The sequence below is a fragment of the Paenibacillus aceris genome (genome assembly GCF_017874035.1).
GTDB classification, from domain to species: Bacteria; Bacillota; Bacilli; order Paenibacillales; family NBRC-103111; genus Paenibacillus_E; species Paenibacillus_E aceris.
This window is the reverse complement of sequence record NZ_JAGGKV010000004.1, coordinates 484,331-508,586: the sequence shown is the minus strand read 5'-3', so window position 1 is coordinate 508,586 and position 24,256 is coordinate 484,331. Positions and strand designations below refer to the sequence as shown.

Here is a 24,256-nt window from a genome sequence, read left to right as displayed (position 1 = left end):
CCTCCAAATAACGAATCTATATTTCTATTATATTCTATTAATAGATATATTTGGGGTTAAATTAGCATTGATAACTGACTTTTTCGGAGGTCTCCAAGGCGGTGTTATTTCACCGTTACTTGCGAACATTTATCTAAACTACTTCGACCAAATGTGGGAGAAACATGGAAAAGGAGTAGGCGAACTAACAAGGTATGCGGACGACATGGTTGTCGTTTGCAAAACGAAGAAAGAAGCAGACCACGCCTACAAACTCATCCTCACGATTATGGAGCGTTTAGAACTCACCTTACACCCAACCAAAACACGCATAGTGGGCATGTGGACAGGAGACGAAGGATTCGAATTTCTAGGCATGCACCATCGGAAAACAAAAGCAGAAACATCCCAAAGCAGAGTATATTTCACCACACAACAGTGGCTAACGAAAAAGGCAGAAGAACGCATACGAGAAGTGGTAAAAGAAAGACTTGCACCACCAAGTTCGCGCTCACGATCGTTAGAGGAACAGGTAGAATGGCTCAATCCAAAAATTCAAGGATGGAAAAATTACTACTACACGAACTACAGCCAGCGGAGATTAGCGAAGCTGGACTGGTATATTATGCAGAGATTGACTCGATGGTACGCTAAGAAAAGACAACGCAGAAAATGGATGGGGTCATCTCAGGAAGTTAAGTATATTGCCAAACAAATTGGACTTAAAACGTTACTGTAATTCCGCATGCTCATGACTGACGAACATCGGAAAGCCGTATGAGGGAAAACCTCACGTACGGTTTGATGAGGAGGGGCTGATGATTTCAGCCCTTTACTCTAGTAACGGGCAGGATAGCGTGGTCATTTTGCGAATACCTTAAGGTATGGCGAATAATGGATTTTACGAAGATGAACTAGCCCAAGTGCGAGGTGCATAAAATGAAAAAAGCTGAGTTGATTAAACAAACACAGAGTGAATTTGATGCAATGTTATTAGACAAATCCATCGAAACTCTGAAGATATGGAATTGTAAAATTAAGGACTTTTCAAAACTAAACACTCTGACCAACCTACGGGAATTAGCGATTTTTTCATTTGAAACTGGAACATTAAATAATCTCAAGGAATTGAAAAACTTAGAGAAGCTTAGAATAATCCATCTGCCTCAAATTCATTCACTTGAAGAACTGACTAACTTGGAGAGTTTAACCGAATTATCACTCGAATCTTTACCTAGTTGGGATTCATCAGGAAAGACTTTAATTTTTGATAACTTGAATTCTTTAAGTTCACTGACAAATCTAAAGAAACTTGTATTAATGAAAGCTAAAGTGCTTAATCACGGATTATCTCCACTTGAAAAACTAAATAAATTAGAAGTCTTTGAGACTGACAATACATTTTCAGTTAGGGACTTTGCAAAATTGTCACTGAAATTACCGAAAGTAAAATGTGCATATTTTAAGGCATATCATTCAGTAAATTATTCAAAGTGTAAGAAGTGTGATTCATTTAAAGTGAAATTAACAGGAATAGAGAATAATAAAATGCTGTGCCCGATTTGTAATATAGATAAGTTAAAAAAATATGAAATTGAATTTGAGAAACTAAAGAATGAAGGATAGTTCGAGAAGCGACCCATTAAGTTAACGGGAGAACATATAACTAATAACTGAGCCGCGGTATTCGCGGTTCTTTTTGCTTTAATGATATATGTACTTGTCTAAAGTAAGGACAAAATAAGATACATACTTGTAAGCAGAAAGTAAAATGTAAGGGATGGGAATAAACGCGATGCGGAAAAAATATTAAAAAAGCTTGAGTACGACGCAACGTCATACTTTAAATTGATGGAGAAAGGAGGATGTCGCTTGAAGCAACGATATTACCATACGAACGAATTTGCCAAAAAAACATCCGTAACTGTACGTACGCTTCAATATTATGATAAGAAAGGTGTTATTTCCCCTTCGGAGCATACGCAAGCTGGATATCGATTGTACTCGAACGAGGATCTGGTCAAGATGCAACACATTCTGGCTCTGAAGTATCTCGGTTTCTCACTCAGCCAAATTAAGATCCTGATTCAAACGGGACCGAAGGAATTTTCTGCCGCTTTGCAAACACAAAAAGACATGCTGCTGGAAAAACGCGCGCAGCTCGATTCCATCCTACTCACAATCGAGGAAACGGAGAAGATGGAGAAGGGCGGCGTGGTCGACTATAACTCAATCGTGAAAATAATGGAGGTTATGCAGATGGAATTAAAACCGGAATGGGTCAATAAATATTTGAGCCCCGACGAACGAAAGATGATGCGCAATCTGGCTGTAAATTCATATTCGCAGGAAGCGCTGAAGAAGCTAGCGGGACAGGAGTTCGTCGAAGAATCGCATTTCCAATATACCCAGTTTCGAGATGAGCTCAAACGGCTTGTAGCAGCTAATGCCGATCCGGGTAGCCCGGAAGCTCAGAACCTAGCACGGTCCCTGACAGAACTAAACGCGCGCCGATCGCAGGGAGACCCAGAAATCATTAAAGGAATGGAAAAGGCTTGGCTTAGCTTCAACGCGATGCCCGGCAATATGAAGCCGCAGATATACACACTGTCCATGAAAGAGCGGGAATTCATCAAACAAGCGTGTATCATAATGTACAAGCCATCCGCCGAATATTGATAGCAACTGCAACCTAAGGACAGAATCTTTAGCCGACTAAACTAACGGATACGTTAGCGTAATCACTACATGATGGCATCTGGCAGTGAAGTGACCCATAATGTAAAACAACTTTATGCAGCCCTCTAAGGCATGATCTTGGTAATTTACCAGGCTTATGCCTTTTTTAGTGAGGCACTTTTTTATTCTATGGCAGCAACAAAACGGAAATTAAAACGTCTAATAAAGCAAAATATTTGAATGGGAGAATTTGTTAAATGAAAAAAATATCATAGGTGCTGTATTGGGAATCTCCATTTCTGCTTCAAGCATTGCTTTCGCTTCTGAATCGATTCAAGCTTTGTTATTCGCTGTTAAATTTCAGTTTAATGTGCAAGGTGTTGAAATAGGAGAGGAATATAAGGTGCTGAATTACGACGGACATGCGTATGTTCCGATTCGATTTGTAGCTGAAAATATTGGCGCTGCGATTGATTATGATACTGACAATGAAACAATTGTTATAAAAAATGGTCCATTAGATGTAATGGATCCAAATTACAAGGGGATCTCAGTAGGGAATCTCATATTAACGAGAGTTGGAGAGAATACAAAAGTAACTGGGCAATTGAAGATGGAAAATATGGCAAATGAAAAAAATATGGTAGGAGCGAATTTATCTTTTTACAATGAAAGAGATGAGAAAATTGGAGAAATCGCAATAACAAGACATGATTTCGGCAATGTAGCCAAAACTTTCGAAGCTATTGGTGTAGGTGATTTTAGAGCATATTCCGCTTTAAAACTGCATATTGGTACGGTGAATGGACGTATAACCGGGGGACCTATTAATAATTGAGTTCCGAAAGAAAATAATTTATGTTTATTTAGTCAGAGGCAAACAATTGAAACCTCCGGTACCGCGTTACGCTCCCTCGAAATGATTTAATTTCCTCACGCAAGCTCGTGTATTCGCAGGATTTCATCCCTTTAGATTCGGTAGAAATATGAAGAGAGTCGGTGTTGGCAATATTGAGCCGTTAGAAGGCGTGCGGGAATAGAGGTGGGGGAAGCCCCGCCCAATTAATTCCATATACTGTACGTATACTCCACATAGCCCTTAGGGATTTTCGCTCCCACGTCTCAACGGGTCATAAGCCCTATCATTCCTTCGTTACACCTATCTAAGGGGTGGAGGTCGGTTTTTCTAACGGAATGGGTCTGAGCCCTTTTGCGTAACGTATCCCGATACTCCGTACTTTCTTTCTCATCCTGCGAATATACCAACTTGCGTGAGTAGTGTGTTGTTTTTAAGCTGCTAGAACAAAGACTTTATCTGGCTTGTAGGCTTGATTGTTACGTGCCAGACCTACTAGTATCCGAGCTAATTTTCCACATAACTTCATAATTGATTTCATTCTTTTCAGCTTCTTGACCTGAACATTATGTTGATGCAAAGCCTTAAATTCTTTGTTCGTCATAACCATGCACATCGTGATTAGGTAGAGAAAGTGTCGCAGGCGTGGTCGTCCTCGTTTACTGAGCGTCATCTGGCCCTTCCATTTCCCAGAGCTTGCTTCGGTCAGATTAAGGCCTGCGTGGCGGAGTAGTGTGTTTCCGTGGATAAAACCGCTGAGATCACCCGACTCCCCTAAAACGCCAGCTAAAGCAATTGCACTTATGCCAGTAATGGCAAGGATTTTGCTTGTATAGGGAATTCGTTTAAGTACACTTTTGGCTTCATCTTCGATTCTCCGCAGCTGTGTGCTAGCTAAGTCATATTCCTCAAGAAGATGCTCAAGATGGAGTTTGTAAGCGTGTGTTGCTTGGGTTGAACCAACGGATCTTTTGGCAAGATCGATGAGCAACTTAGCTCTACGGGCACCTGAGTGTCGTTTCATGAACGTTTTCCATCCCGCGATCACATCGGTAGATTCTAATTTACATAGATCGGCGGGGAGAGGGAACAACCGAAGAGTCACCAATGCACCTTTGCAAGTTAAGATTTTAAAGACTTGTCTTAGTTCAGGAAACACAATGTCGACCCAGCGGTGGATTTGATTCACTGCGCTTACAAGGCGTTTAACAACGGTCTCTCGATTTGCCATAAGGACTCGCAGCTCTTCGTATTCTACGGTATGAAAACGGACAGGTGAATAGTAGCCGTCTTTCACCATGTCTGCGATGACAAGCGCATCCTTTTTGTCACTTTTAGATCGAGTATTGTCGCGGTTTTCTTTGTTCTTTTTGACGAGGTGAGGATTTACGAGTACAGCTTCAATTTCGGTATCTTTAAGCCAATGTGCAAGGCTAAGCCAGTAATGTCCTGTTGGCTCCATGCCGACGATAATTTGGTTTAGCTTGTACGAAGCTAGCAAGTCTTGGATCCAGCGATGAAGAGTGCGGAAGCCGACTTCATCATTACTAAATTCCAGTAGATGACCCAAAGCAATTCCACGGAAATTAACAGCTCTAGCAACGTGGAACTCCTGAGCGATATCTACACCGACAACAAGGTGATTAGCGGTAATGTTTTCAATGAGTTGATTTTGTTTATCTTGTGCTTTAAACTTCATAGTAGAGCGACCTCCTGATGTGGGATTTTAAGGGCTGTAGACCCGTTTCGTACTCCCATCGTACAGAGGCGCTCTTTTTTATTCAAATTCCAAATTATTCGTTCCACAGGAATTCTAACGGGATACGATAGCTTCAATAAAAAAGACACTGGAGTTGAATTTATGACTATCAGTAAAAAGGGGACAAGAAAGATTACTGTCGGGCAAGAATCGTACAGATGGGTAATCACTCCTTCAGCAAAGGGCATTCTCACCTTAACCGTTCAGCATAATGAAGTTAACGGCCAATTACTCAGGGTTAATATAGAATCAGACATTAATGAGTTCTGGGTGGAGTTTCCGTATGCTGAGACACTCAATAACAAAGTTGTAATGCCTGCTGAAGTGGCCATAATAATTCCTGAAGCAATTAATCAGGGATGGAAACCTAGGGAAAAAGGTGCCTTATTAAGCTTCAAACTGTCTGGAAGAAAGCTCGAATCGTTAAACTAAATGGATAGGTTTATGCAGGTACTCAAACAAAAGAGCCTCAGAGAACAGTGTCTCTGAGGCAAATCTTTTTACTCTACATAATATTTAGTATCTAAAGAAATACCTATCCTATAGAACTTTCGCCAAAAAATCTTTCGTGCGGGTGTTAGACGGGTTTCCAAACACTTGATCAGGAGTCCCTTCCTCCACGATCACACCTTTATCCATGAACACAATTCTGTCGCCTACTTCACGGGCAAATCCCATCTCATGGGTCACGATAATCATCGTCATGCCACCTTTAGCCAACTTCTTCATAACATCCAGCACCTCTCCTACCATTTCTGGATCAAGTGCCGAGGTCGGCTCGTCAAATAGCATCACATGCGGCTCCATCGCCAAGGCGCGTGCAATGGCAATCCGCTGCTTTTGTCCGCCGGAGAGTTGGGAAGGGTAGCAATCCTTCTTATCTGCCAGTCCAACAGTGTGCAGCAGCTTCAACGCAGTTTTCTCCGCTTCAACGGTTGACAGGCCTTTCACCTTGGTAGGTGCAAGGGTCAGATTTTGCATAATGGTCTTATGCGGAAACAAGTTGAAATGCTGGAACACCATGCCCATTTTCTCCCGGGTGGCGTTAATGTTGTGCCCACGGGCGGTAATGGACTCGTTTTCAAACAGGATTTCCCCGCCGCTGGGCTGCTCCAGAAGGTTGATGCAGCGCAGAAAGGTGCTTTTCCCCGAGCCACTCGGCCCGATGACAACGACGACCTCACCGCCTTCGATGCTGATATCTATTCCTTTGAGAACTTCTGCTTCTCCATATGATTTGCGTAAATCTTTAACGGTGATCACTAGCTCCCATCCTCCGTTCCCATGCGCCAAGCAGCTTGGACAGCGTGAAAGTCAATACAAAATAAATCGCGGCTGAAATAATGAGCGGGCTAAGTCCCTTGTACGTGATATTCTTCACGACTCCAGCCTGGTACATAATATCTGCCATTCCGATCACGGATATAATGGACGATTCTTTGATAATCGTAATAAACTCATTTCCGATCGCGGGAAGGACTGACTTAAACGCCTGCGGCAAAATAACATGACGCATCGCCAGCCACCTGCTCATTCCAAGCGAACGGGCTGCTTCCATCTGCCCGCGATCCACGCCTTGAATACCCGCACGGAAAATTTCCGCCAAATAAGCCGAACTGTTCAGGGACAGCGTGATAATACCTGACTGCAACGGGGTAAAGTTGATCCCCAGAGTGAGCGCCAGCCCATAGTGGATAATCAAAAGCTGCGCCAACATAGGTGTACCGCGCAAAATCTCAACATACGTTGTACTCAGCAAGGTTATCGCCCGGATACCTGACATTCGCAGCAGACTGATGGTCAAGCCAATAATGAAGCCAAACAAGACGCCAAGCGCAGACAACAGCAGTGTATAACCGAGGCCAAGCGCATAATAGCTGCGGTATTCCCAAAATATTGTAAATATATTTCCAGGTGATTGCGGCTTATCTACAGACAGCATACTCGCTTGTTTAACAATCTCTGTAATACGGTTCTCGCTCTTCAGATGGGCGATCGTCGAATTGACTTTTGTCAGCAGCTCTGTGTTGCCTTTGCGGATGCCGATAGCCGCTTGAACAGGTGCATCGTCCGGAACGGCTTCCGCAAGTGTAACCGCACTGTTCTGCAGGTAACCGACGGCAACGGTGTCTTCCAGAATGACGGCATTTATTCGTTTTGTCTGCAGCTGCAGAACAAGGTCCGGTATGCGGTCCAGAGATGTAATAACAGCCTCCGGAATGGACCGCGCAATCTCCTCTTGAACGGAGCCTTTTTGTGCGCCGATCTTTTCCCCCTTCATGCTGTCCATACTCTTATAGCGTTCTTTGTCTTCTGTACGAACCATTAATACCTGCTTGGATTGGTAATAGTTGTCGGAGAAGTCGATACTTTTCCTGCGTTCATCAGTTGGTGTCATGCCTGATATTACCAGATCAACCCGGCCGCTTTGCAAAGCGGGCAGCAAGGCGTCAAAGCTCATATCCTCAATAATAAGCTTTGCTCCCATGTCCTTGGCGATTTCATCAGCAATATCAATATCAAAGCCCACTATCTGATCTTTTCCATTTATCGTTTTATGAAATTCATAGGGCGCAAAGTCGGCGCTGGTACCCAGCACAAGGGTGTTCTCCGACTGGCTGCCTGCCCCATAAGCGGCCTGAACGGGAAAGCCAGTCAGCAGCACCAGCATCAACAATAAAAGCGCCGTATAACGGTAATGCTTTTTCACTCTACTTCTCTCCTAACTTGTAGTATGAACATGAACAACGTGTAATTATAAAGAAGTATGAATGATTATGCAACTGCCTGCTCGACTCGATGCGGACGATCACACACAGAGATTTCCATACCGTGCTTAGGGTAACCTAAAAAACGCTGTAAAAGGAACAACTTATTTTACTAATTGTACCAAGGAGATTGAACTCCGGCTTTCATCGCTGTTATTTTCTTTATGAACCGATGGTCTTGTTCGATAATGTTGTTGAGGTACTTTGTTTGTCTGATTATGGTTTCTTTCGACAGATCTTTCTCATCTTTTAACTGATCTATTGCAGCTGGGTATGAAGGGTTCTTATCTACCGTAATCACACGTGGGGATTGATTGTGTGGCGATGTCAATGCCTTCTTGAAAAAGCGTTTCGCCGCATGAATATCACGATTTTCAGACAACATGAAATCTATCGAGCTTCCCTCAGAATCGACTGCCCGATATAGATACTTCCACTTCCCTTTAACTTTGATGTAAGTTTCATCGACCTTATATGATTCGTTAGTCGGTGATCGTAGTATGAGAAATATTCAATCCTCGCTCTTTCATCATTTCTGCGACATCTCTATAACTCAAACAATATTTTAAATACCATCTAACGGTTAATAGGATCATATGAGCTTTTTTCACATGGGAGCAGTTGTCGTTGCAACTGCTTATTTTTGTGCGCACAGCATGGGCTACCATAGCCCAAAGATATTTCGATATTCGTCAAGGTTGGCGAACCGCATGCTAGCTAACCGCCCATATTACTTGATCTTTTGCCAGGCATACAATCATGATCGTTGCTGGAGTATACATTTCGTTGATTCAAGCAGTATTTTTCCAACCCTTTAGAAAGTAACATTAAGGTAAGGGAGGATGTAATACATGACGTTAAGGAATCAATCCAGAAAAAATTTTGAACTTCAATAAAAACTGGATATTTATTCGCGAGGACATCACTGGTGCCCAGCGACAATTTGGCACATTTGGTATAGAAAATACTCATTTTGGAGATTGAAGTTCCGGTCTATTTTCAGCGATGATAGGAATAGACAAGATTAATTACTAGCATTCTTATGCCGGAGGGATTAGCATGGCCATTTTACAAGCCGAAAACAAGCAGTTTCATTTAGACGGAAAACCATTTCAAATCATATCCGGGGCTATACATTATTTTCGGGTCGTGCCCGAGTATTGGGAAGACCGGTTGCTTAAACTGAAGGCTTGCGGGTTCAATACGGTAGAAACCTACGTAGCCTGGAATTTGCATGAGCCTAAGGAGAATGAATTCAACTTTGAAGGAATTGCGGACGTGGAACGTTTTATCAAGCTGGCCGGGGATATTGGGCTGCATGTGATCGTGCGTCCGAGCCCTTACATTTGTGCAGAGTGGGAGTTCGGCGGGTTTCCGGCGTGGCTGCTGCAATACCCGGACATCCGGCTTCGCTGCATGGACAACACATATCTGGAAAAAGTAGACCGTTATTATGACGCTTTGATCCCTCGCTTCACTCCGCTGCTCAGCACGAACGGCGGGCCGATCATCGCCATGCAAATCGAGAACGAGTATGGCAGCTATGGCAATGACAAGAACTACTTAGCCCATTTGCGCGACGGCCTTGTAAATCGTGGCGTGGATGTGCTGCTGTTTACTTCCGATGGTCCCGGAGACTTTATGCTGCAAGGAGGAACGCTACCGGATACGCTTGCAACGGTCAATTTCGGTTCAAGACCGGAAGAAGCGTTCGAGAAGTTCCGCGAGTATCGTGCCGATGAGCCGCTCGTATGTATGGAGTATTGGAACGGCTGGTTCGACCACTGGCTGAAGCCGCATCATACGCGCGATGCGGGCGATGTCGCCGACGTATTCGACCGCATGCTGCGGGCGGGAGCGTCCGTTAACTTTTACATGTTCCACGGCGGGACGAACTTCGGATTCTACAATGGAGCTAACTGTAGCAATGATGTTGATTATGGTGCGACGATCACCAGCTACGACTATGATTCACCGCTGTCCGAATGCGGCGATGTAACGGAGAAATACCGCGCTGTACGGAACATCATTGGGAACTATCTGGGCACAGATGTGAGTGAATTCCCGGAACTGCCTGCGCCGATTGCCAAGAAGAGCTACGGCCGCGTTGCCATGAGCGAAAAAGCGGACCTGCTCGATCATTTGCAGCAGCTTTCCGAGCCTGTGAAAAGCGTCTGTCCGGAGCCGATGGAAAAGTTCGGACAAAGCTACGGCTTTATCGTCTATTCGACGCATGTTTCCGGACCGCGAACCGGCGATCAGCTGCATTTGCAGGATGTTCACGACCGTGCGCAAATATTCCTGGACGGCGTCTATCTAGGCACTGTTGAGCGTTGGAACCAACAGCCGCTGCCGCTTGAAATTCCGGCCGGTGGGGCAAGGCTCGACATCGTTGTCGAGAACATGGGCCGCGTCAACTACGGGCCTCGATTGAAAGATTTTAAAGGCATCACTGAAGGGGTTCGGATGAGTAACCAGTTTTTGTTCGACTGGACCATCTACCCGCTTCCGCTTGACAATACGGCTTCGGTTCCATTCGGGCGCATCCCGGAGAGCAATCCAAGACAAGACCGTCCGGCATTTTACCGCGGCGAGTTTACGGCGGATTCTTTAGGCGATACATTCGTTCGATTGGACGGCTGGTCGAAGGGCGTAGTCTGGATCAACGGTTTCAACCTGGGGCGTTATTGGGAACAAGGACCTCAGAAGACCTTATACTTGCCGGCGCCTCTGCTTCGCGAAGGAAAGAACGAAATCGTCATTCTGGAATTGCATCATACGGAAAATGCGGTCATCGAGTTGACCGACAAGCCGGATTTAGGATAACCGGCCGAACCGAAAGGACAGTACGAGCGATCATGACTCGTCTGTCCTTTTTTCGGTTGTGGTGCAAACCACAACCCTTTACAGTGATAAAGTAGCCTTGTTTTGAGGGTCTTAAGAAGCAGGGGGTGTTCTTAGTGACACTCCTGCTTTTTTCGTGTGCGGTACAAGTTCGTTGATATAGTACACTTTTCGTTGGTTTGATAACTAGAAACATCTCCCACTCCTTTATTACAATTTATATATCGGCTGCTTGCCGAAAAGCTGTTTCGAAATTGCGCGTAAACAAAATAAGGAAAAGAGGGGAGCTCTTGTCGGCGAATATCAAAAAAATATCTAAAACTTCAATCGTTTCTAAGTTTAATTATGATTGGAAATGTAACCGCTTTATTTTGCTAATGTCGTTGCCAGGGTTAATCATGATTGCTTTGTTTGCTTATTATCCCATGGTCGGTATCGTAACTGCTTTTCAAAATTACAGTTTGTTTTTAGGGATCAGTGGCTCTGAATGGATTGGATTTGATAACTTTATCCGTTTTTTTAATGATCCAAACTTTTTTAGAATTATTAAAAACACGTTTTTTCTTGGCCTTGTTAACTTGTTATGGTCTTTTCCCGCACCGATTATTCTGGCTTTGTTGATTAACGAAGTGGTACATCCCAAAATTAAGAAATTTGTTCAAACCGCTACGTATTTACCTTATTTTATTTCGGTTGTTGTCATTGTGGGCATTATGAAATCCATTTTTGGTAGTACTGGTATTGTAAATGACTTGTTAGCAAATTTCGGTGTTACCCCGATCCAATTTTTTAACGAGTCCGGTTTCTTTAGAAGCTTGTATGTTGGCTCAGGTATTTGGCATGGAGTTGGCTATTCCAGCATCCTCTACTTGGCGGCCATTGTAGGGATTGACACAGAAATGTATGATGCGGCCAAGATCGATGGCTGTTCTAAGTTTAAACAGATTATTCACATCACCCTGCCCAGCATCCGCCCTACCATCATTACTTTGTTTATTTTATCCATTGGCGGTATTATCAGCGTCGGATTCGATAAAATTCTGTTAATGTACAGCCCTGCCACTTATGATGTTGCCGATGTTATTTCTACCTATGTTTACCGTAAAGGTATATTGGACCAAGATTATGGATTTTCAAGTGCTATTGGGTTGTTTAACAGTTTGGTTTCCATTGTTTTTTTATTAGGAGCAAACTATGTTTCCAGAAAGCTCCTAAAAGAAAGTTTATGGTGATGTCATGAAAAAGAATTCTTACAAAATCAAAGCACCAATAGGAGATCGGGTCTTTCTTTCCGTTGTGTACATCATATTGGCTATTGTTGTACTGGTTATGCTCTATCCCTTTGCGTACGCTGTGTCTGTGTCTATTAGCGATCCAGCAGAAGTCATTGCGGGGAAAGTTACTTTTTATCCTAAAGGTTTTGACCTAGGTTCATTCAAAATCATGATCAACCATCCTATTTTTTTCACGGCATATAAAAACACGATTTTGTATACTGTCCTGGGAACGTTCTTCACCTTATTTTTCACAGCCCTAACCGCATATCCGCTTTCCAAAGATAAGTTTCAAATGCGTTCATTTATCTCCAAAGTGTACATTATAACCATGTTTTTTGAGGGCGGAATGATTCCAACCTATTTGGCTTATAAGTCCCTGCATATGATAGACACCATTTGGGTTATGGTTCTTCCGGGGGCGTTGTCCGCATGGAACATTATCCTCATGAGAACCTTCTATAGGAATATACCGGAAAGCCTAACTGAATCCGCATACATTGATGGGGCCACTGATCTTCAAATATTAGTAAAAATCATTCTGCCGCTTTCCAAGCCCATCATGGCAACTATCGGCTTATTTACAGCTGTTGGCATTTGGAATGGATATTTCAATGCGCTGCTTTATTTAAATGACACCATGAAGTATCCTTTGCAGATGATTTTAAGAGGTATTTTGGTTGCTGCAGCCTTTGATCCAAGTGAAAAAGGCGCTTATGCTGAATTAACTCACTCAGCAACGGAATCTTTAAAAATGGCATCCATTATCATCACAACCCTTCCTGTTATGTGTATTTATCCTTTTATACAAAAGTACTTTGTCAAGGGTACTATGGTTGGCTCAATAAAAGGATAATCAATAAAATTTATTAAAAAGGAGAGAGAGAATTATCATGAAAAAATTATTGGTCTTATCTGTAATTACTTCTGTTCTGTTTGTTGCAGGGTGCAGTAGCAACTCAAGCGAATCTCCCAGAAATACAGAGCCGGCATCAACCTCTGCGGCTTCTGCTAAACCACAGACATCCGCAGACCCAAATGCCATCGCGCCGGAAAAAATTAGCGCAAAACCAATTGAAGTTACCTGGTTTCTTTCGTCTGCTAACACATACACGGGTGATGAAGAAATTTTTAAGACCATTCAAAAGTATACAAATATTAAAATCAAACCCACTGTCGTAGCCCGTGCAGACTATACACAAAAATTGAATACTTTGATAGCATCTGGATCATTACCGGATTTGATTACGCTTACATCCGATAATGCGGACCGTTATGGTCCACAAGGAGCATTCTTAGATTTAACGCCTTATATGAAAGCAGGGAAGCTTGATGCTTACAAAGCAATGTTGGATAAATATCCGCCTGCTACGAAACTAACTCGTTCGCCTGACGGTAAATATTATGGCGCCTCAAGAATGTATGATGTGCCAGCTCGTGCCGACGAAGTGATGCTCGGCAGAACTGATATTTTTGCAAAAAACAACCTATCCACGAAGTTCGAATCGTTCGACGATTTATACAAGACCTTAGTTCAACTGAAGAAACTTTACCCGGATTCTTACCCATATTTCGTAAGATGGGGGGCGTCTCACTTACTTAGTAACCAAGCTTATTATAGAGGATCGTCTAACACTTTCTATCTTGACGATACTAAGCACAAATATGAATACGGTCCAGAAAGCCAAGCCTACAAGGATACGTTGGTTTACTTGAATAAATTGTATTCCGAAGGCTTGCTGAATCCAAACTTTGCTACGATTACAGATGATGAATGGAATGAACTCTTAGCCACAAACAAAGGCTTTGTGACCTTTGACTACCCGCAAGTTGGCGACGAGATTGTTCAACAAATGGGAAGCAAAATTCCACAGGGCTTTGAATTTACGGCGATGCTTCAACCGGCTTACAACAATAATAGAATGGGTACCGGTGTTATAAGCGGCTATTTCGGAAGTTACAAAGTGATCTCAAATCAATCTAAATACAAAGATGAATTGGTTAATTTCCTAAACTGGATGTACAGCCCACAAGGCATCAATGCCATGCAATTTGGTATCGAAGGCGAATCTTATCATAAGACTTCCAATGATGTTGTGAAATTTTTAAAGGATTTTCAAACTCCTGCTACTCCAAACGGTACCATCAAGGGTTCGGGGCTAAACGAACAAAACCTTTTCAGTGTTGTAAATCAAGAGGCTATCAATACTTATGAGTTAAATGGAGCTGCCATGAAAAAATCGGTATCATTTTTGCAAGAAAACAAAGCCTTTGGCAAGGCAACCTTTGATGCAAAATTTAGTGATGCTAAAGCGAAAAAAGAATATAACGACCTCAAAACTGCTATTGATACCTACGTAGAGGAAGCTTCGGTAAATGTGATTATCGGTAAGCAAAGCATTGATACCTGGGATTCGAAAGTTATTCCACAGGTTAAAAAACTTGGCTCTGACCGCGCTCTGGAGCTACTCAATAAAGCTTATGACGAGACTTTTAATAAATAATGGTTATAACTTGAGTTGAACGTAGGAGCGTGATGCTATCACGCTTCTTATTGTTAATTGGAGGAAAGTAGGTTCCACCTACGGTTTACAACGAGAAATATTCCAAAAAATAATTAATTGGATTCCGAGCTTGATCCCCGGAGTTTATTAGGAGGCTTGTAAATGAAACGTTTGACTTATCAAAAGGCTGCGGTGCAATGGACGGAGGCGCTGCCACTTGGCAACGGAAGGATAGGAGCCATGCATTATGGCGGTGTCGAGCGAGATCTGTTCCAGCTGAACGAGGATACGTTATGGTCCGGTCCCCCGAATCGGGACCGGTCTTATGATGACAGAGAGTCGCTGCGTAAGGTGAGGCAGCTCATCGACGAGCAGAAATATGGCGAGGCGTCGGACGAAACGAAAAACATGTTCGGCCCCTATGCGCAAGGATATATGCCTCTCGGCGATTTGACGATTCACCATTTTCAAGGAAATGACTGCCGAGGTTACGAGCGGATGTTAGACATCGAAGAAGCGATCTCATCGGTATCGTATACGATTGGCCAAGTCCAATTCACGCGGGAAGCGTTTATTTCGTATCCCCATCAGGTGTTGGTCATTCGGCTCACAAGCTCTGTTCCAAAGCGGTTAACCTTCACGGTGGGACTGGACAGCCATCTCAAAGCTGAAACGCTGCAGGACGGTCAGGCTTTGATAATGCGGGGGGTTTGTCCGGAATATTGCGCGCCGCACTATTATGCAGAAGACGAATTGCCGTTTGTGTATGGGGAATTTGGGGAATCGAAAGCGATCCATTTCGAGGGAAGAGTGCGTGCTTCATCAAAGGACGGCCAAATCACGTATAGGCATGGCAAGCTTTGGGTTCAAGGGGCGACGGAGGCGGTACTTTACTTTGCTGCCGCAACTTCCTTCAACGGCTATGACCAACTGCCCGGCAGGGATTTCGGCGAGCTGGCCCATCGTAATGAGTCGACTCTATCGAAGGCCATGGCTATCTCCTATGATCAATTGAAAGAAGAGCATATCCGGGATTATCGCAAGCTGTTTGGACGGGTCGAGTTTACGCTTGGCGAAGCCACAGAGGCAGATGAGGAGCTTGATACGGACCAACGGCTGCAAACCTGCGGCGCGGACGATCCGGCCATGGTTGCCTTACTATTCCATTTTGGACGTTACCTGCTGATAGCTTCCTCCCGTGAAGGGACGCAGCCGGCCAATTTAACAGGAATTTGGAACGAAATCACGCGCGCGCCTTGGACAAGCAATTATACGCTTAATATTAATACGGAAATGAATTACTGGCCCGCGGAAGTGACGAATCTGTCCGAATGCCATCGTCCGCTGCTTAAGGCAGCCAAGGAGATTGCTGCAACCGGCGAGAAAATGGTTAAAGAGCGGTATGGATTGAACGGGTGGACGGCGCATCACAATTCGGATTTATGGAGACATGCGCATCCTGTAGGCGCCGAGCGCCACGGAGACCCGGCATGGGCATTTTGGCCGATGGCTGGTCCCTGGCTATGCCGACACTTATGGGAGCATTACGAATATACGCAGGATCAACAATTTCTTGCCGAAGAGGCATTCCCGCTCATGAAAGGGGCGGCTCTGTTTTGTCTGGACTGGCTGGTGGAGGATGAAGAAGGATACTTGATTACATCACCGTCAACATCGCCGGAGCATCATTTCTATACGGAGGATGGCCAGCGTGGGGAAATCACAAAAGGGGCGACGATGGATCTTCAACTTATCGGAGATTTGTTCGCCAATTGCTTGAGCATGACCGCGATCCTTGGCGTGAAGGAGGAATGGGTCCAGCGGGTGAGAGCCGCCAAGAAGCGTTTGCATCCGATGCAGACCGGCAAATTCGGCCAGCTGCAGGAATGGCTTCTTGATTATGAGGATGAAGATGCGCACCATCGACATGTCTCGCATCTATACGGCGTTTATCCGGGAAATCAGCTTACGGAGGGCCCGCAATTGGACGCCGTCCGGCAAACCTTGAACAGGCGTGGAGATGCGGGATCGGGGTGGAGCGTCGGATGGAAGGTCTGTCTGTGGGCGCGATTGAAGGACGGGGAGCGGTGCAAGGAGCTTCTTCGCCGGTTTTTTAACGTCGTAAGAGAGCGTTCGGGAGTATTCGGTTCCAACGGAGGCGTTTTTCCGAATCTGATGGGAGCCCATCCTCCATTTCAAATCGACGGCAATTTCGGCTATACGGCAGGCATAGCGGAGATGCTCGTTCAATCCCACAAAGGCTATGTCGAATTATTGCCTGCTCTTCCTTTAGCATGGCAGAGCGGGACGTTATCCGGCATACGCGTTCGTGGAGGGTTCGAAATATCGCTTTCCTGGGAGCGTCAGCAAGCAAGTAGACTGGATGTCTCATGTATCATCGACAACATGTTTATTTTGAGGTCCGAAAAAGCGGTTGTTGTTCGTGAGGCAGGAAAAGAAGACCTGTTGGTCGAGCCGGTTGAAGGATATCTTACTTTTGAAGTTAGAAAAAAGTATTCGGTTTCTTTACTATTTCAGTTGAACTTTTCGAAATCTTTATAAATTCGTTGATATTGTACACTTTTCGTTGGTTTGATAACTAGCACTATCTCCCCCTCCCTTAATACAATTTGTAGGAGGGCTGCTTGCCGAAAAGCAGTCTCGAAATGGAGATTTCCGATACGCTTTGACACATAAAGGAGATGGATGAAAATGACTCAATTAACCGCTATATTGATCGGCGCAGGCGCCAGAGGCGCTCAAAGTTACGCACCTTATGCACTTGATTATCCGCATGAACTGAAATTTGTCGCCGTTGCCGAAGCCAGTGAAAGCCGAAGAAATAAATTCGCAGAGCAACATCATATATCGTCTGATTGTTGTTTTGAATCTTGGGAGCAGCTGTTGGATCGACCGCAAATGGCCGATATCGCAGTCATTTGCACACAGGACCAAATGCATTACAAACCGACTGTACAGGCATTGGCGAAAAAATATCATGTTTTGCTGGAGAAGCCGATGTCGCCATCTCCGATGGAGTGTATCGAAATGGAGCTAGTGGCAAAGGAAAACGAACGTCTATTAACGATTTGCCATGTGCTTCGCTATACGCCTTTCTGGTCTGCAATAAAACGAGTTATTTCCGATGGCAAAATAGGACAAGTTGTGTCGATCCAATTAAACGAAAATGTAGGGTATTGGCATATCGCCCATAGCTTTGTTCGAGGCAATTGGAACAACTCGGAGACGTCGAGTCCGATGATATTGGCCAAATCGTGCCACGATATGGACGTTTTATCCTGGCTGATGGATCAGCCGTGCAGCCGCGTCAGCTCATACGGTTCACTGATGCATTTCCGTTCGGAGAATGCGCCCGAGGGAGCTGCCGACTATTGTCTCAGCGGATGCGCTGTCGAGTCTAAATGCACATATTCCGCTCCCCGGTTTTATCTCGGGGAAGGCAAGGGCTGGGCACGCCACTTCGTCGATGAGCTGACCAAAGAAAATATCGTCAAGGGTCTTCAAGAGTCAAACTACGGGCGCTGTGTTTATAAAAGCGATAATAACGTGGTCGATCATCAAGTGGTCAATATGGAATTTGCGAACGGCGCTACCGCCATGTTCAGTATGTGCGGCTTTACAAGGCACCAGGAGCGGAGAATTCAAATCATGGGAACGGGTGGCGAAATCCGAGCTGAGGACAGTAAAATCGTGGTGCGCGATTTCTTGACCCATGAGGAAACCGTCATTGTAATTCCGGAGCAAGCAAGCGGTCACGGCGGAGGGGACAGCGGCATTGTACGGAGTTTCTTAAGCGAGATCCGAAACTTTGCAGGCGGAGAAAGCCTTACCTCGGCCTCCGCTTCCGTAAGAAGCCATATGATGGCCTTTGCTGCCGAGCATTCGAGACTTCATAATGGCAAGTCGGTAGAGCTGGACGAATTTTATAAAAGCATCATGAACACAGAGGTCTATGAACAATGAGAAGAAATATTACAGAAACTGCAAATGGATGGATTGCTGACAATGGAAACGGCACCTATACAAATCCAATTATGTGGGGAGACTATCCGGATAATGATGTGATAAGAGTTGGCGATACGTACTATATGTCTTCAACGAGTATGCATTTATTTCCAAGTACTCCTATTATGAGCTCTAAGGACTTGGTGAATTGGGAATATGAAAGTTATGCTGTAGATCGGATGGAAGGTGATCAATACGACCTTATCAATGGCGAAGTTTATGATGAGGGTACATGGGCAACGAGTTTAAGGTATCATAACGGAAAATTTTATCTTATGTTTAATATCAATAAAGATGCTGCCTATGTAAGTATTGCAGATCAAGCTAAGGGACCTTGGACACTCTATAAACTTGAGGACGAGCTTTATGATCCGGGTTTATTTTTTGACGATGATGGTAAAGTTTATGTTGTGCATGGGCAAGGAGAACTCTATTTAAGCGAGTTAGAGATCGTAGATGAAGAGACAGGCCGATTATCGATCCGATCCAAGAGAGAACCTGGCTCCACAAAAAACGGCAAGAAGATTTACTCTTATCCATGTCCCGGTCATCGTTACCATGGGTATAATGAGGGTTCTCATGTATATAAAATCAATGGCTTTTACTATATTTTAACGACGCCGATTTGGAAGCATGGCTCCAAAAAAGAAGTTGCCATTCGAACCAAGGATTTAGCCCATGGACCTTATGAAGCCCAGGATATTATGGCAAGCTTTATGAATTTCTGGGGCAATGGCATTCATCAAGGAGGGATTGTCGATGTTCCTCAAGAGGATGGTTCATTAGAATGGTGGGCGATCATTTTCCAAGATCGGTCGAAGATTGGCAGGGTGCCTACTTTGCAGCCGGTAACATGGAAGAACGGTTGGCCGTACATGGGGGAGGTCGACGGAGAAAAAGCTGTCGTTACGTATAGAAAGCCTAACATCCCGAATTTAGGACATGTTGAACCGAAGGCACTTCCAACTTCGGATGATTTTAATGCGAATGTGTTAGGGCTGCAGTGGCAATGGAATCACAATCCAGATAACAGCAAATGGAGTCTTGAAGAAAGACCAGGATTTATAAGACTTAAAACATCAAGCGTAACAGACAACTTGACCTATGCAAGAAATACGCTTACACAGCGGGTTGTTGGTCCGGATTGTGCAGGGATTGTGGAGTTGGATGTGAGTCATATGGCCGATGGCGATACGGCAGGTCTATGTATCATGCAAAGAGAATTTACCTTTATCGGGATAAAAAATGAAGCGGGTCATAAATCCATTGTCATTAATGATAATAGGACCGAACATGTATCTGTTGATGTATCTTCAGATATTCAAAACGTATGGTTCAGAGCCGAGATTCCACGACATGAATATCGAATGGAGTTTTCCTATAGTGTAGACGGTATCCATTTTACACGTCTTGGCGGAAGATACGAGATGCGTTATGGAACCTACGTTGGAATGAGATTTGGCATTTTCAACTATGCATCAATGAAGCTTGGCGGGTATGTAGATGCAAATTCCTTTGAACTGACAACGACAGAAAATCAAGGCAATCTGTTTGGAATAAATAAGAGAATCGATGCTGCGCGCTACGATGATCAAAAGTTTGTTTCAGATAAGGAACTCCAAATAAACCCAAAAACCGAATGGATATATGCTGATCCAAACCGTGAATACGATCTATCCATATCGAATCTAAAAGATGGAGATTGGCTGCAATATGATCAAGTCGATTTTGGCGCCGGCGATGCTGCCTGGTTTAATGCAAGAGTAGCAAGTTCATTCACCGGGGGTACGATTGAGGTAAGAATCGATCACATGGGCGGCGATTTGATAAGCACACTTTCTATTCCAAATACAGGCGATATAAATCAGTATGTAAATGTGAAGAGTGACCTTGCAAAAAAAGTGACTGGAAAGCAAAAGTTATTTCTTGTGTTTCATGGCGCGAGTCAAAATATGTGCAAACTGAACTGGTTCATGTTCGGTTCTGGAGAATTTCCTCAAATACCGCCTATTCCGGAAAAATTGACGGTTGTGCGTAATAACAAATCCATTGTCAATATGAACTGGGACGATTCGCCTGGAGCACTGCAATACGACATTATGTTTGATGACAAAGTCATAAGCAATGTGACTAGCGAATTCACGCAAACAGGTCTGGAACCACACTCTAGCCATACTGTAAAAGTAAGAGCTGGCAATTTTGCAGGCTATAGTGAATGGAGCGATGAAGTTAAATTGTTATAGATGATCTTTTTCACAGGGGGAGCAGTTGCCGCGGCAGCTGCTCCATTTTAGCTTGCTACCCCTGAAAAAATCGGGGATGTTTCATTCTAATATTGATATAAAAACTTTGAAGCAAATGAGGTTTCTATCCTATGAAGAAAATGAATGGGACAGATGAAAGAAACATATTGAACTTTAACAATGATTGGGGATTTTATCGAGGCGATCTGGAAGGCGCAGAAGCAATTGCCTTCAACGATAGCGCTTTTGCCCAGATTACACTTCCGCATACCATGAGACTTGAAAAAAAACATGCAAATGGAGGGGACTCTGTTTACCAAGGGATCGGCTGGTACAGACGTTATTTCACGGTTGATGAGCAGTACAGAGGAAAATCGATCAATATTGATTTTGATGGTGTCATGACGGATAGTGAAGTTTACTTGAACGGCGAGAAGATTTACACTCGCAATGGCGGATATGTAGGTTTTTCAACAGACATAACAAGTAAGGTGAAGTATGGCGAGAGCAATGTTATGGCGGTAAAGGTATACAGCTATGACAGTCCCGATACGCCGCCGGGAAAACCTCTTGCGAATCTTGACTTCCATTACTTTGGCGGCATATATCGGAATGTAAAAATGAGAATAACGAACCATTTGCACATTTCCGATGCCTTACAGACCGATCAAACAGCTAGCGGCGGTATATTTGCAACCTACCCTGAGGTAACAAATTTAAGAGCAACGGTTCATGTGAAAACTCATGTTGTGAATAAAAATAATGTTTCCGTACAAGCCAAAGTAATCAGCAAGCTCGTGAATAAGGACGGAACTATTACTGCACAAGGCGAAACCGATTCAATAAGATTAGAAGCAAGCGGAGATCACCAATTCAATCAAAACTTAACTGTAATAAATCCCAATTTGTGGAGTCCTGATACTCCGTACTTATATTCTCTGGTAAGCGAGGTTTATAACGCAACCGATTTAGTCGATTCAATCACGACCAAAGTAGGCATCCGAACTATACAGTACAAACCGGATGGTCTATATCTCAATGGACAGAGGATATTCGTACGTGGAGCAAATCGCCATCAAGCCTTTCAAAATGTCGGGGATGCTGCTCCTGGCTCCATGCAATATCGTGATGCATTGCAAATGAAAGAAAATGGATTCAATGCGGTACGCGCTACTCATTATCCGAATGATCCTTCATTTCTGGATGCAACCGATGAAATTGGTTTGTTGGTCATTGAGTGTCAGCCTGGATGGCAAAATTTTACAATTAGCTCTAAATTTTATGATCTAACATTAAGGGATATACGCGAAATGATAAGGCGTGATCGAAACAGGCCTTCAGTCGTCTTATGGGAAACATCGTTGAATGAAACGAGGTATTCGGCAGAATGGGCGCAAGAAGCCGTTCAAATTGCTCATTTGGAATATCCGGGTAACCAGATGTATACAGCGGCAGACTACGGGCTTCAAGGTTCATTTTATGACGTGAATTACAAGGTAGTTGATACCGGATGGAATGCGGATCCAAGTAATTGGACGGATTTTGATCCCGATAAACCGTTCTTTACTCGTGAATGGGGAGATTTTGAGGAGCCGAGCAAAGCTTTGAGAAAAGAAGGCGAAGCTGCGATGAACACCCAAATTGTTACGCGTCAGAGATATCTGAATGGAGATGGTTACTCCGACTGGGGCGGGCTTGATGCCAATCATCGAATAGGCGGTTATTTCCTGTGGAGTTGGAATGATTATGCCCGCGGGTCAACGACTCAGACATTAGGCAGCGGAACGGTTGATATAGACAGATATGAAAAATATAATTACTACTGGTTTCAGTCCATGCAGTCTGCGAAAGATCCTGAATATGGGCCGGTGGTATTTATCGCAAGCACCTATTCACCTACATCAAGTCTTAATGTAAATGTATTCAGCAATTGTGATGCTGTTAAGCTATATCAAAACAATGAATTGGTGAAAGAAATTACAAGAGAAGAGGCTTCAAGCGCTGTTCCTCATATCGTAAGAAAGGGCGGCAGCCCGATATTCACTTTTGAATTGAACCGGTTTGACTCGGGAGAACTGAGAGCAGAGGCTATTCTGGATGGAAAAGTGGTAAAAACCCACACGGTGAAGACACCTGGCCAGGCCAAGCGGATAGAAATGGAAGTACGTATTAGAGGAATAGAACCTGTAGCGAATGGTTACGATTTAATTCCTGTATATTTTAAGGTTGTTGATGAAAACGGAACTATAGTGCCAACTAATCATCGTACCATTAAAATCTCTGTAACGGGTGAGGGGCAGCTTGTAGGTAAAGATATTCCAAGAATTGGCGTTGAAGAACAGCATGTAGAAGGAGGAATAGGCTTCGCATTTGTAAGAACTTCTAACATAAGCGGGACTATACAAATTGCGGCAGCTTCAGAAGGCCTGATTTCTGCGGTAGAAAGCGTAAGTACATTACCTTACCTCGGACAGTATGTGCCGGATGGAAACAGCACTCCATGGGTTGGCGGCGTTGAGAAGCTGGAATCTGACGAAGGATTGTATCGAAACATTGCCGCCGGAAAACCTGTTACTGTATCATCCGAGCAGCAAGGAAACCTTTGGTTGATGGTTGATTTAGAGGCGAGTTTTTCAATATTAGGCTTCCAGATTCAATGGGAAAAATCAAAAAATGTAAATAAATATTACATTGAAATTTCGAAGAATGGAGTCAATTGGTCTAAGGTTATCGATCGATCAGCCCATACGTCTCCTAATGGGAGTGAAGAGACAGTTTTGGTTAACACTAGAGGCAGATATGTAAGGTTAACCATGGTTGACAGCATGACGAAGGGAGACTGGGGATCCCTAGTAGAATTTAAGGTTATACCTTCAAACGTTCAAGAGCCAGGCGATGTTATTGATAATGATGCCATTGAAAGTATAGAAGCATCATCGGAAAGTGAAGATGGGCGAGGCACGGATAAGTTGAGGGATGGAATTACAACAATAGGAACCGGCTGGCTCGCAAAATCAACGACATTGCCGCAGTCCGTTACCGTTAAGTTCAAGAAGTCTCAAACGGTATCGGGGAGCCGTATCTTCTGGGAAAAGGATAGCAACTGGTACAGCTATGATTTAGAAGTTTCAACCGATGGCGATGTATGGCAAAAAGCGCTTATTAACCACCTTGTAGGGGGGCAACACTTCACAGCGGAAGCTTTTGTTACTCCATATAAGAATATCAATTATGTTCGGATAACGATAAATAATATAACGGCCGGCGGTGGATATAGAGTAGGTATGGCTGAACTGATCTTGTATAGCCAAGAGTAACTTTTCA

The 24,256-nt window shown here is 43.9% G+C and carries 16 protein-coding genes and 1 pseudogene; 13 read left to right on the top strand and 4 right to left on the bottom strand.

Features of this window, described 5'->3' with window-relative positions:
• The 4 genes from J2Z65_RS11075 to J2Z65_RS11060 all read left to right on the top strand — a co-directional run.
• Positions 1–718: reverse transcriptase domain-containing protein (locus J2Z65_RS11075; protein WP_244999146.1), on the top strand; the 718-nt coding region annotated here is incomplete at its 5' end.
• A gap of 200 nt (positions 719–918) precedes the next feature.
• Complete coding sequence (locus J2Z65_RS11070) at positions 919–1,605, top strand: leucine-rich repeat domain-containing protein (protein ID WP_167065583.1); 687 nt, start codon at positions 919–921, stop codon at positions 1,603–1,605.
• Positions 1,606–1,851: 246 nt separating this feature from the next.
• The gene (locus tag J2Z65_RS11065) at positions 1,852–2,658 is read left to right on the top strand and encodes a MerR family transcriptional regulator (protein ID WP_167065580.1); all 807 of its coding nucleotides are present in this window, start codon (positions 1,852–1,854) and stop codon (positions 2,656–2,658) included.
• A gap of 250 nt (positions 2,659–2,908) precedes the next feature.
• A complete protein-coding gene (locus J2Z65_RS11060; RefSeq protein WP_167065577.1) occupies positions 2,909–3,496 on the top strand; it encodes a stalk domain-containing protein in 588 nt (195 codons plus the stop codon).
• 451 nt (positions 3,497–3,947) lie between these two features.
• On the opposite strand, the gene J2Z65_RS11055 is transcribed toward J2Z65_RS11060, so the two are convergent.
• Complete coding sequence (locus J2Z65_RS11055) at positions 3,948–5,213, bottom strand: IS110 family RNA-guided transposase (protein ID WP_167065574.1); 1,266 nt, start codon at positions 5,211–5,213, stop codon at positions 3,948–3,950.
• 162 nt (positions 5,214–5,375) lie between these two features.
• On the opposite strand from J2Z65_RS11055, the gene J2Z65_RS11050 reads away from it, so the two are divergent.
• Positions 5,376–5,705, top strand: coding sequence for a hypothetical protein (locus tag J2Z65_RS11050; RefSeq protein ID WP_167065571.1), 330 nt, complete (start codon positions 5,376–5,378; stop codon positions 5,703–5,705).
• 108 nt (positions 5,706–5,813) lie between these two features.
• Here J2Z65_RS11050 and J2Z65_RS11045 read toward each other — a convergent pair whose 3' ends face one another.
• The 3 genes and pseudogenes from J2Z65_RS11045 to J2Z65_RS11035 form a co-directional block, all read right to left on the bottom strand.
• Entirely contained in the window at positions 5,814–6,536 is a 723-nt protein-coding gene (locus tag J2Z65_RS11045) for an ATP-binding cassette domain-containing protein (protein WP_167065568.1), read from the bottom strand.
• A complete protein-coding gene (locus J2Z65_RS11040) occupies positions 6,523–7,983 on the bottom strand; it encodes an ABC transporter permease subunit (RefSeq protein WP_167065565.1) in 1,461 nt (486 codons plus the stop codon). Before J2Z65_RS11040 ends, J2Z65_RS11045 begins: the two co-directional genes overlap by 14 nt.
• 185 nt (positions 7,984–8,168) lie before the next feature.
• Positions 8,169–8,637 (bottom strand): annotated as a pseudogene (locus J2Z65_RS11035) (IS6 family transposase); the annotation flags it as partial.
• A gap of 463 nt (positions 8,638–9,100) precedes the next feature.
• On the opposite strand from J2Z65_RS11035, the gene J2Z65_RS11030 reads away from it, so the two are divergent.
• The 8 genes from J2Z65_RS11030 to J2Z65_RS10995 all read left to right on the top strand — a co-directional run bounded on the left by J2Z65_RS11030 (position 9,101) and on the right by J2Z65_RS10995 (position 24,249).
• Positions 9,101–10,867 (top strand): glycoside hydrolase family 35 protein, encoded by a 1,767-nt coding sequence (locus J2Z65_RS11030; protein WP_167065562.1) that lies wholly within the window; start codon positions 9,101–9,103, stop codon positions 10,865–10,867.
• 308 nt (positions 10,868–11,175) lie between these two features.
• Complete coding sequence (locus J2Z65_RS11025) at positions 11,176–12,117, top strand: ABC transporter permease (RefSeq protein ID WP_167065559.1); 942 nt, start codon at positions 11,176–11,178, stop codon at positions 12,115–12,117.
• A 4-nt stretch (positions 12,118–12,121) separates the two neighbouring features.
• Positions 12,122–13,015: a carbohydrate ABC transporter permease gene (locus tag J2Z65_RS11020; RefSeq protein ID WP_167065556.1), complete on the top strand. Its 894-nt coding sequence runs from the start codon at positions 12,122–12,124 to the stop codon at positions 13,013–13,015.
• 37 nt (positions 13,016–13,052) lie between these two features.
• Positions 13,053–14,663, top strand: a complete 1,611-nt coding sequence (locus tag J2Z65_RS11015; protein ID WP_167065553.1) for an extracellular solute-binding protein — start codon at positions 13,053–13,055, stop codon at positions 14,661–14,663.
• A 162-nt stretch (positions 14,664–14,825) separates the two neighbouring features.
• Positions 14,826–17,225, top strand: coding sequence for a glycoside hydrolase family 95 protein (locus J2Z65_RS11010; protein ID WP_167065550.1), 2,400 nt, complete (start codon positions 14,826–14,828; stop codon positions 17,223–17,225).
• A 150-nt stretch (positions 17,226–17,375) separates the two neighbouring features.
• Positions 17,376–18,647: a Gfo/Idh/MocA family protein gene (locus J2Z65_RS11005; RefSeq protein WP_167065547.1), complete on the top strand. Its 1,272-nt coding sequence runs from the start codon at positions 17,376–17,378 to the stop codon at positions 18,645–18,647.
• Positions 18,644–20,932: a family 43 glycosylhydrolase gene (locus J2Z65_RS11000; RefSeq protein ID WP_167065543.1), complete on the top strand. Its 2,289-nt coding sequence runs from the start codon at positions 18,644–18,646 to the stop codon at positions 20,930–20,932. Before J2Z65_RS11005 ends, J2Z65_RS11000 begins: the two co-directional genes overlap by 4 nt.
• Before the next feature lie 131 nt (positions 20,933–21,063).
• Positions 21,064–24,249 carry a discoidin domain-containing protein gene (locus tag J2Z65_RS10995; RefSeq protein WP_167065540.1) on the top strand — a complete coding sequence of 1,062 codons (3,186 nt, stop codon included), beginning with the start codon at positions 21,064–21,066 and terminating at the stop codon, positions 24,247–24,249.
• Positions 24,250–24,256 lie beyond the last annotated feature (7 nt).

Bases quoted from the DNA above. Each gene is read 5' to 3' on its own strand.
- J2Z65_RS11070 (WP_167065583.1), top strand. From the start codon at position 919: ATGAAAAAAGCTGAGTTGATTAAACAAACACAGAGTGAATTTGATGCA.
- J2Z65_RS11055 (WP_167065574.1), bottom strand. From the start codon at position 5,213: ATGAAGTTTAAAGCACAAGATAAACAAAATCAACTCATTGAAAACATT.
- J2Z65_RS11050 (WP_167065571.1), top strand. From the start codon at position 5,376: ATGACTATCAGTAAAAAGGGGACAAGAAAGATTACTGTCGGGCAAGAA.
- J2Z65_RS11030 (WP_167065562.1), top strand. From the start codon at position 9,101: ATGGCCATTTTACAAGCCGAAAACAAGCAGTTTCATTTAGACGGAAAA.
- J2Z65_RS11020 (WP_167065556.1), top strand. From the start codon at position 12,122: ATGAAAAAGAATTCTTACAAAATCAAAGCACCAATAGGAGATCGGGTC.
- J2Z65_RS11015 (WP_167065553.1), top strand. From the start codon at position 13,053: ATGAAAAAATTATTGGTCTTATCTGTAATTACTTCTGTTCTGTTTGTT.
- J2Z65_RS11010 (WP_167065550.1), top strand. From the start codon at position 14,826: ATGAAACGTTTGACTTATCAAAAGGCTGCGGTGCAATGGACGGAGGCG.
- J2Z65_RS11005 (WP_167065547.1), top strand. From the start codon at position 17,376: ATGACTCAATTAACCGCTATATTGATCGGCGCAGGCGCCAGAGGCGCT.
- J2Z65_RS11000 (WP_167065543.1), top strand. From the start codon at position 18,644: ATGAGAAGAAATATTACAGAAACTGCAAATGGATGGATTGCTGACAAT.
- J2Z65_RS10995 (WP_167065540.1), top strand. From the start codon at position 21,064: ATGAAGAAAATGAATGGGACAGATGAAAGAAACATATTGAACTTTAAC.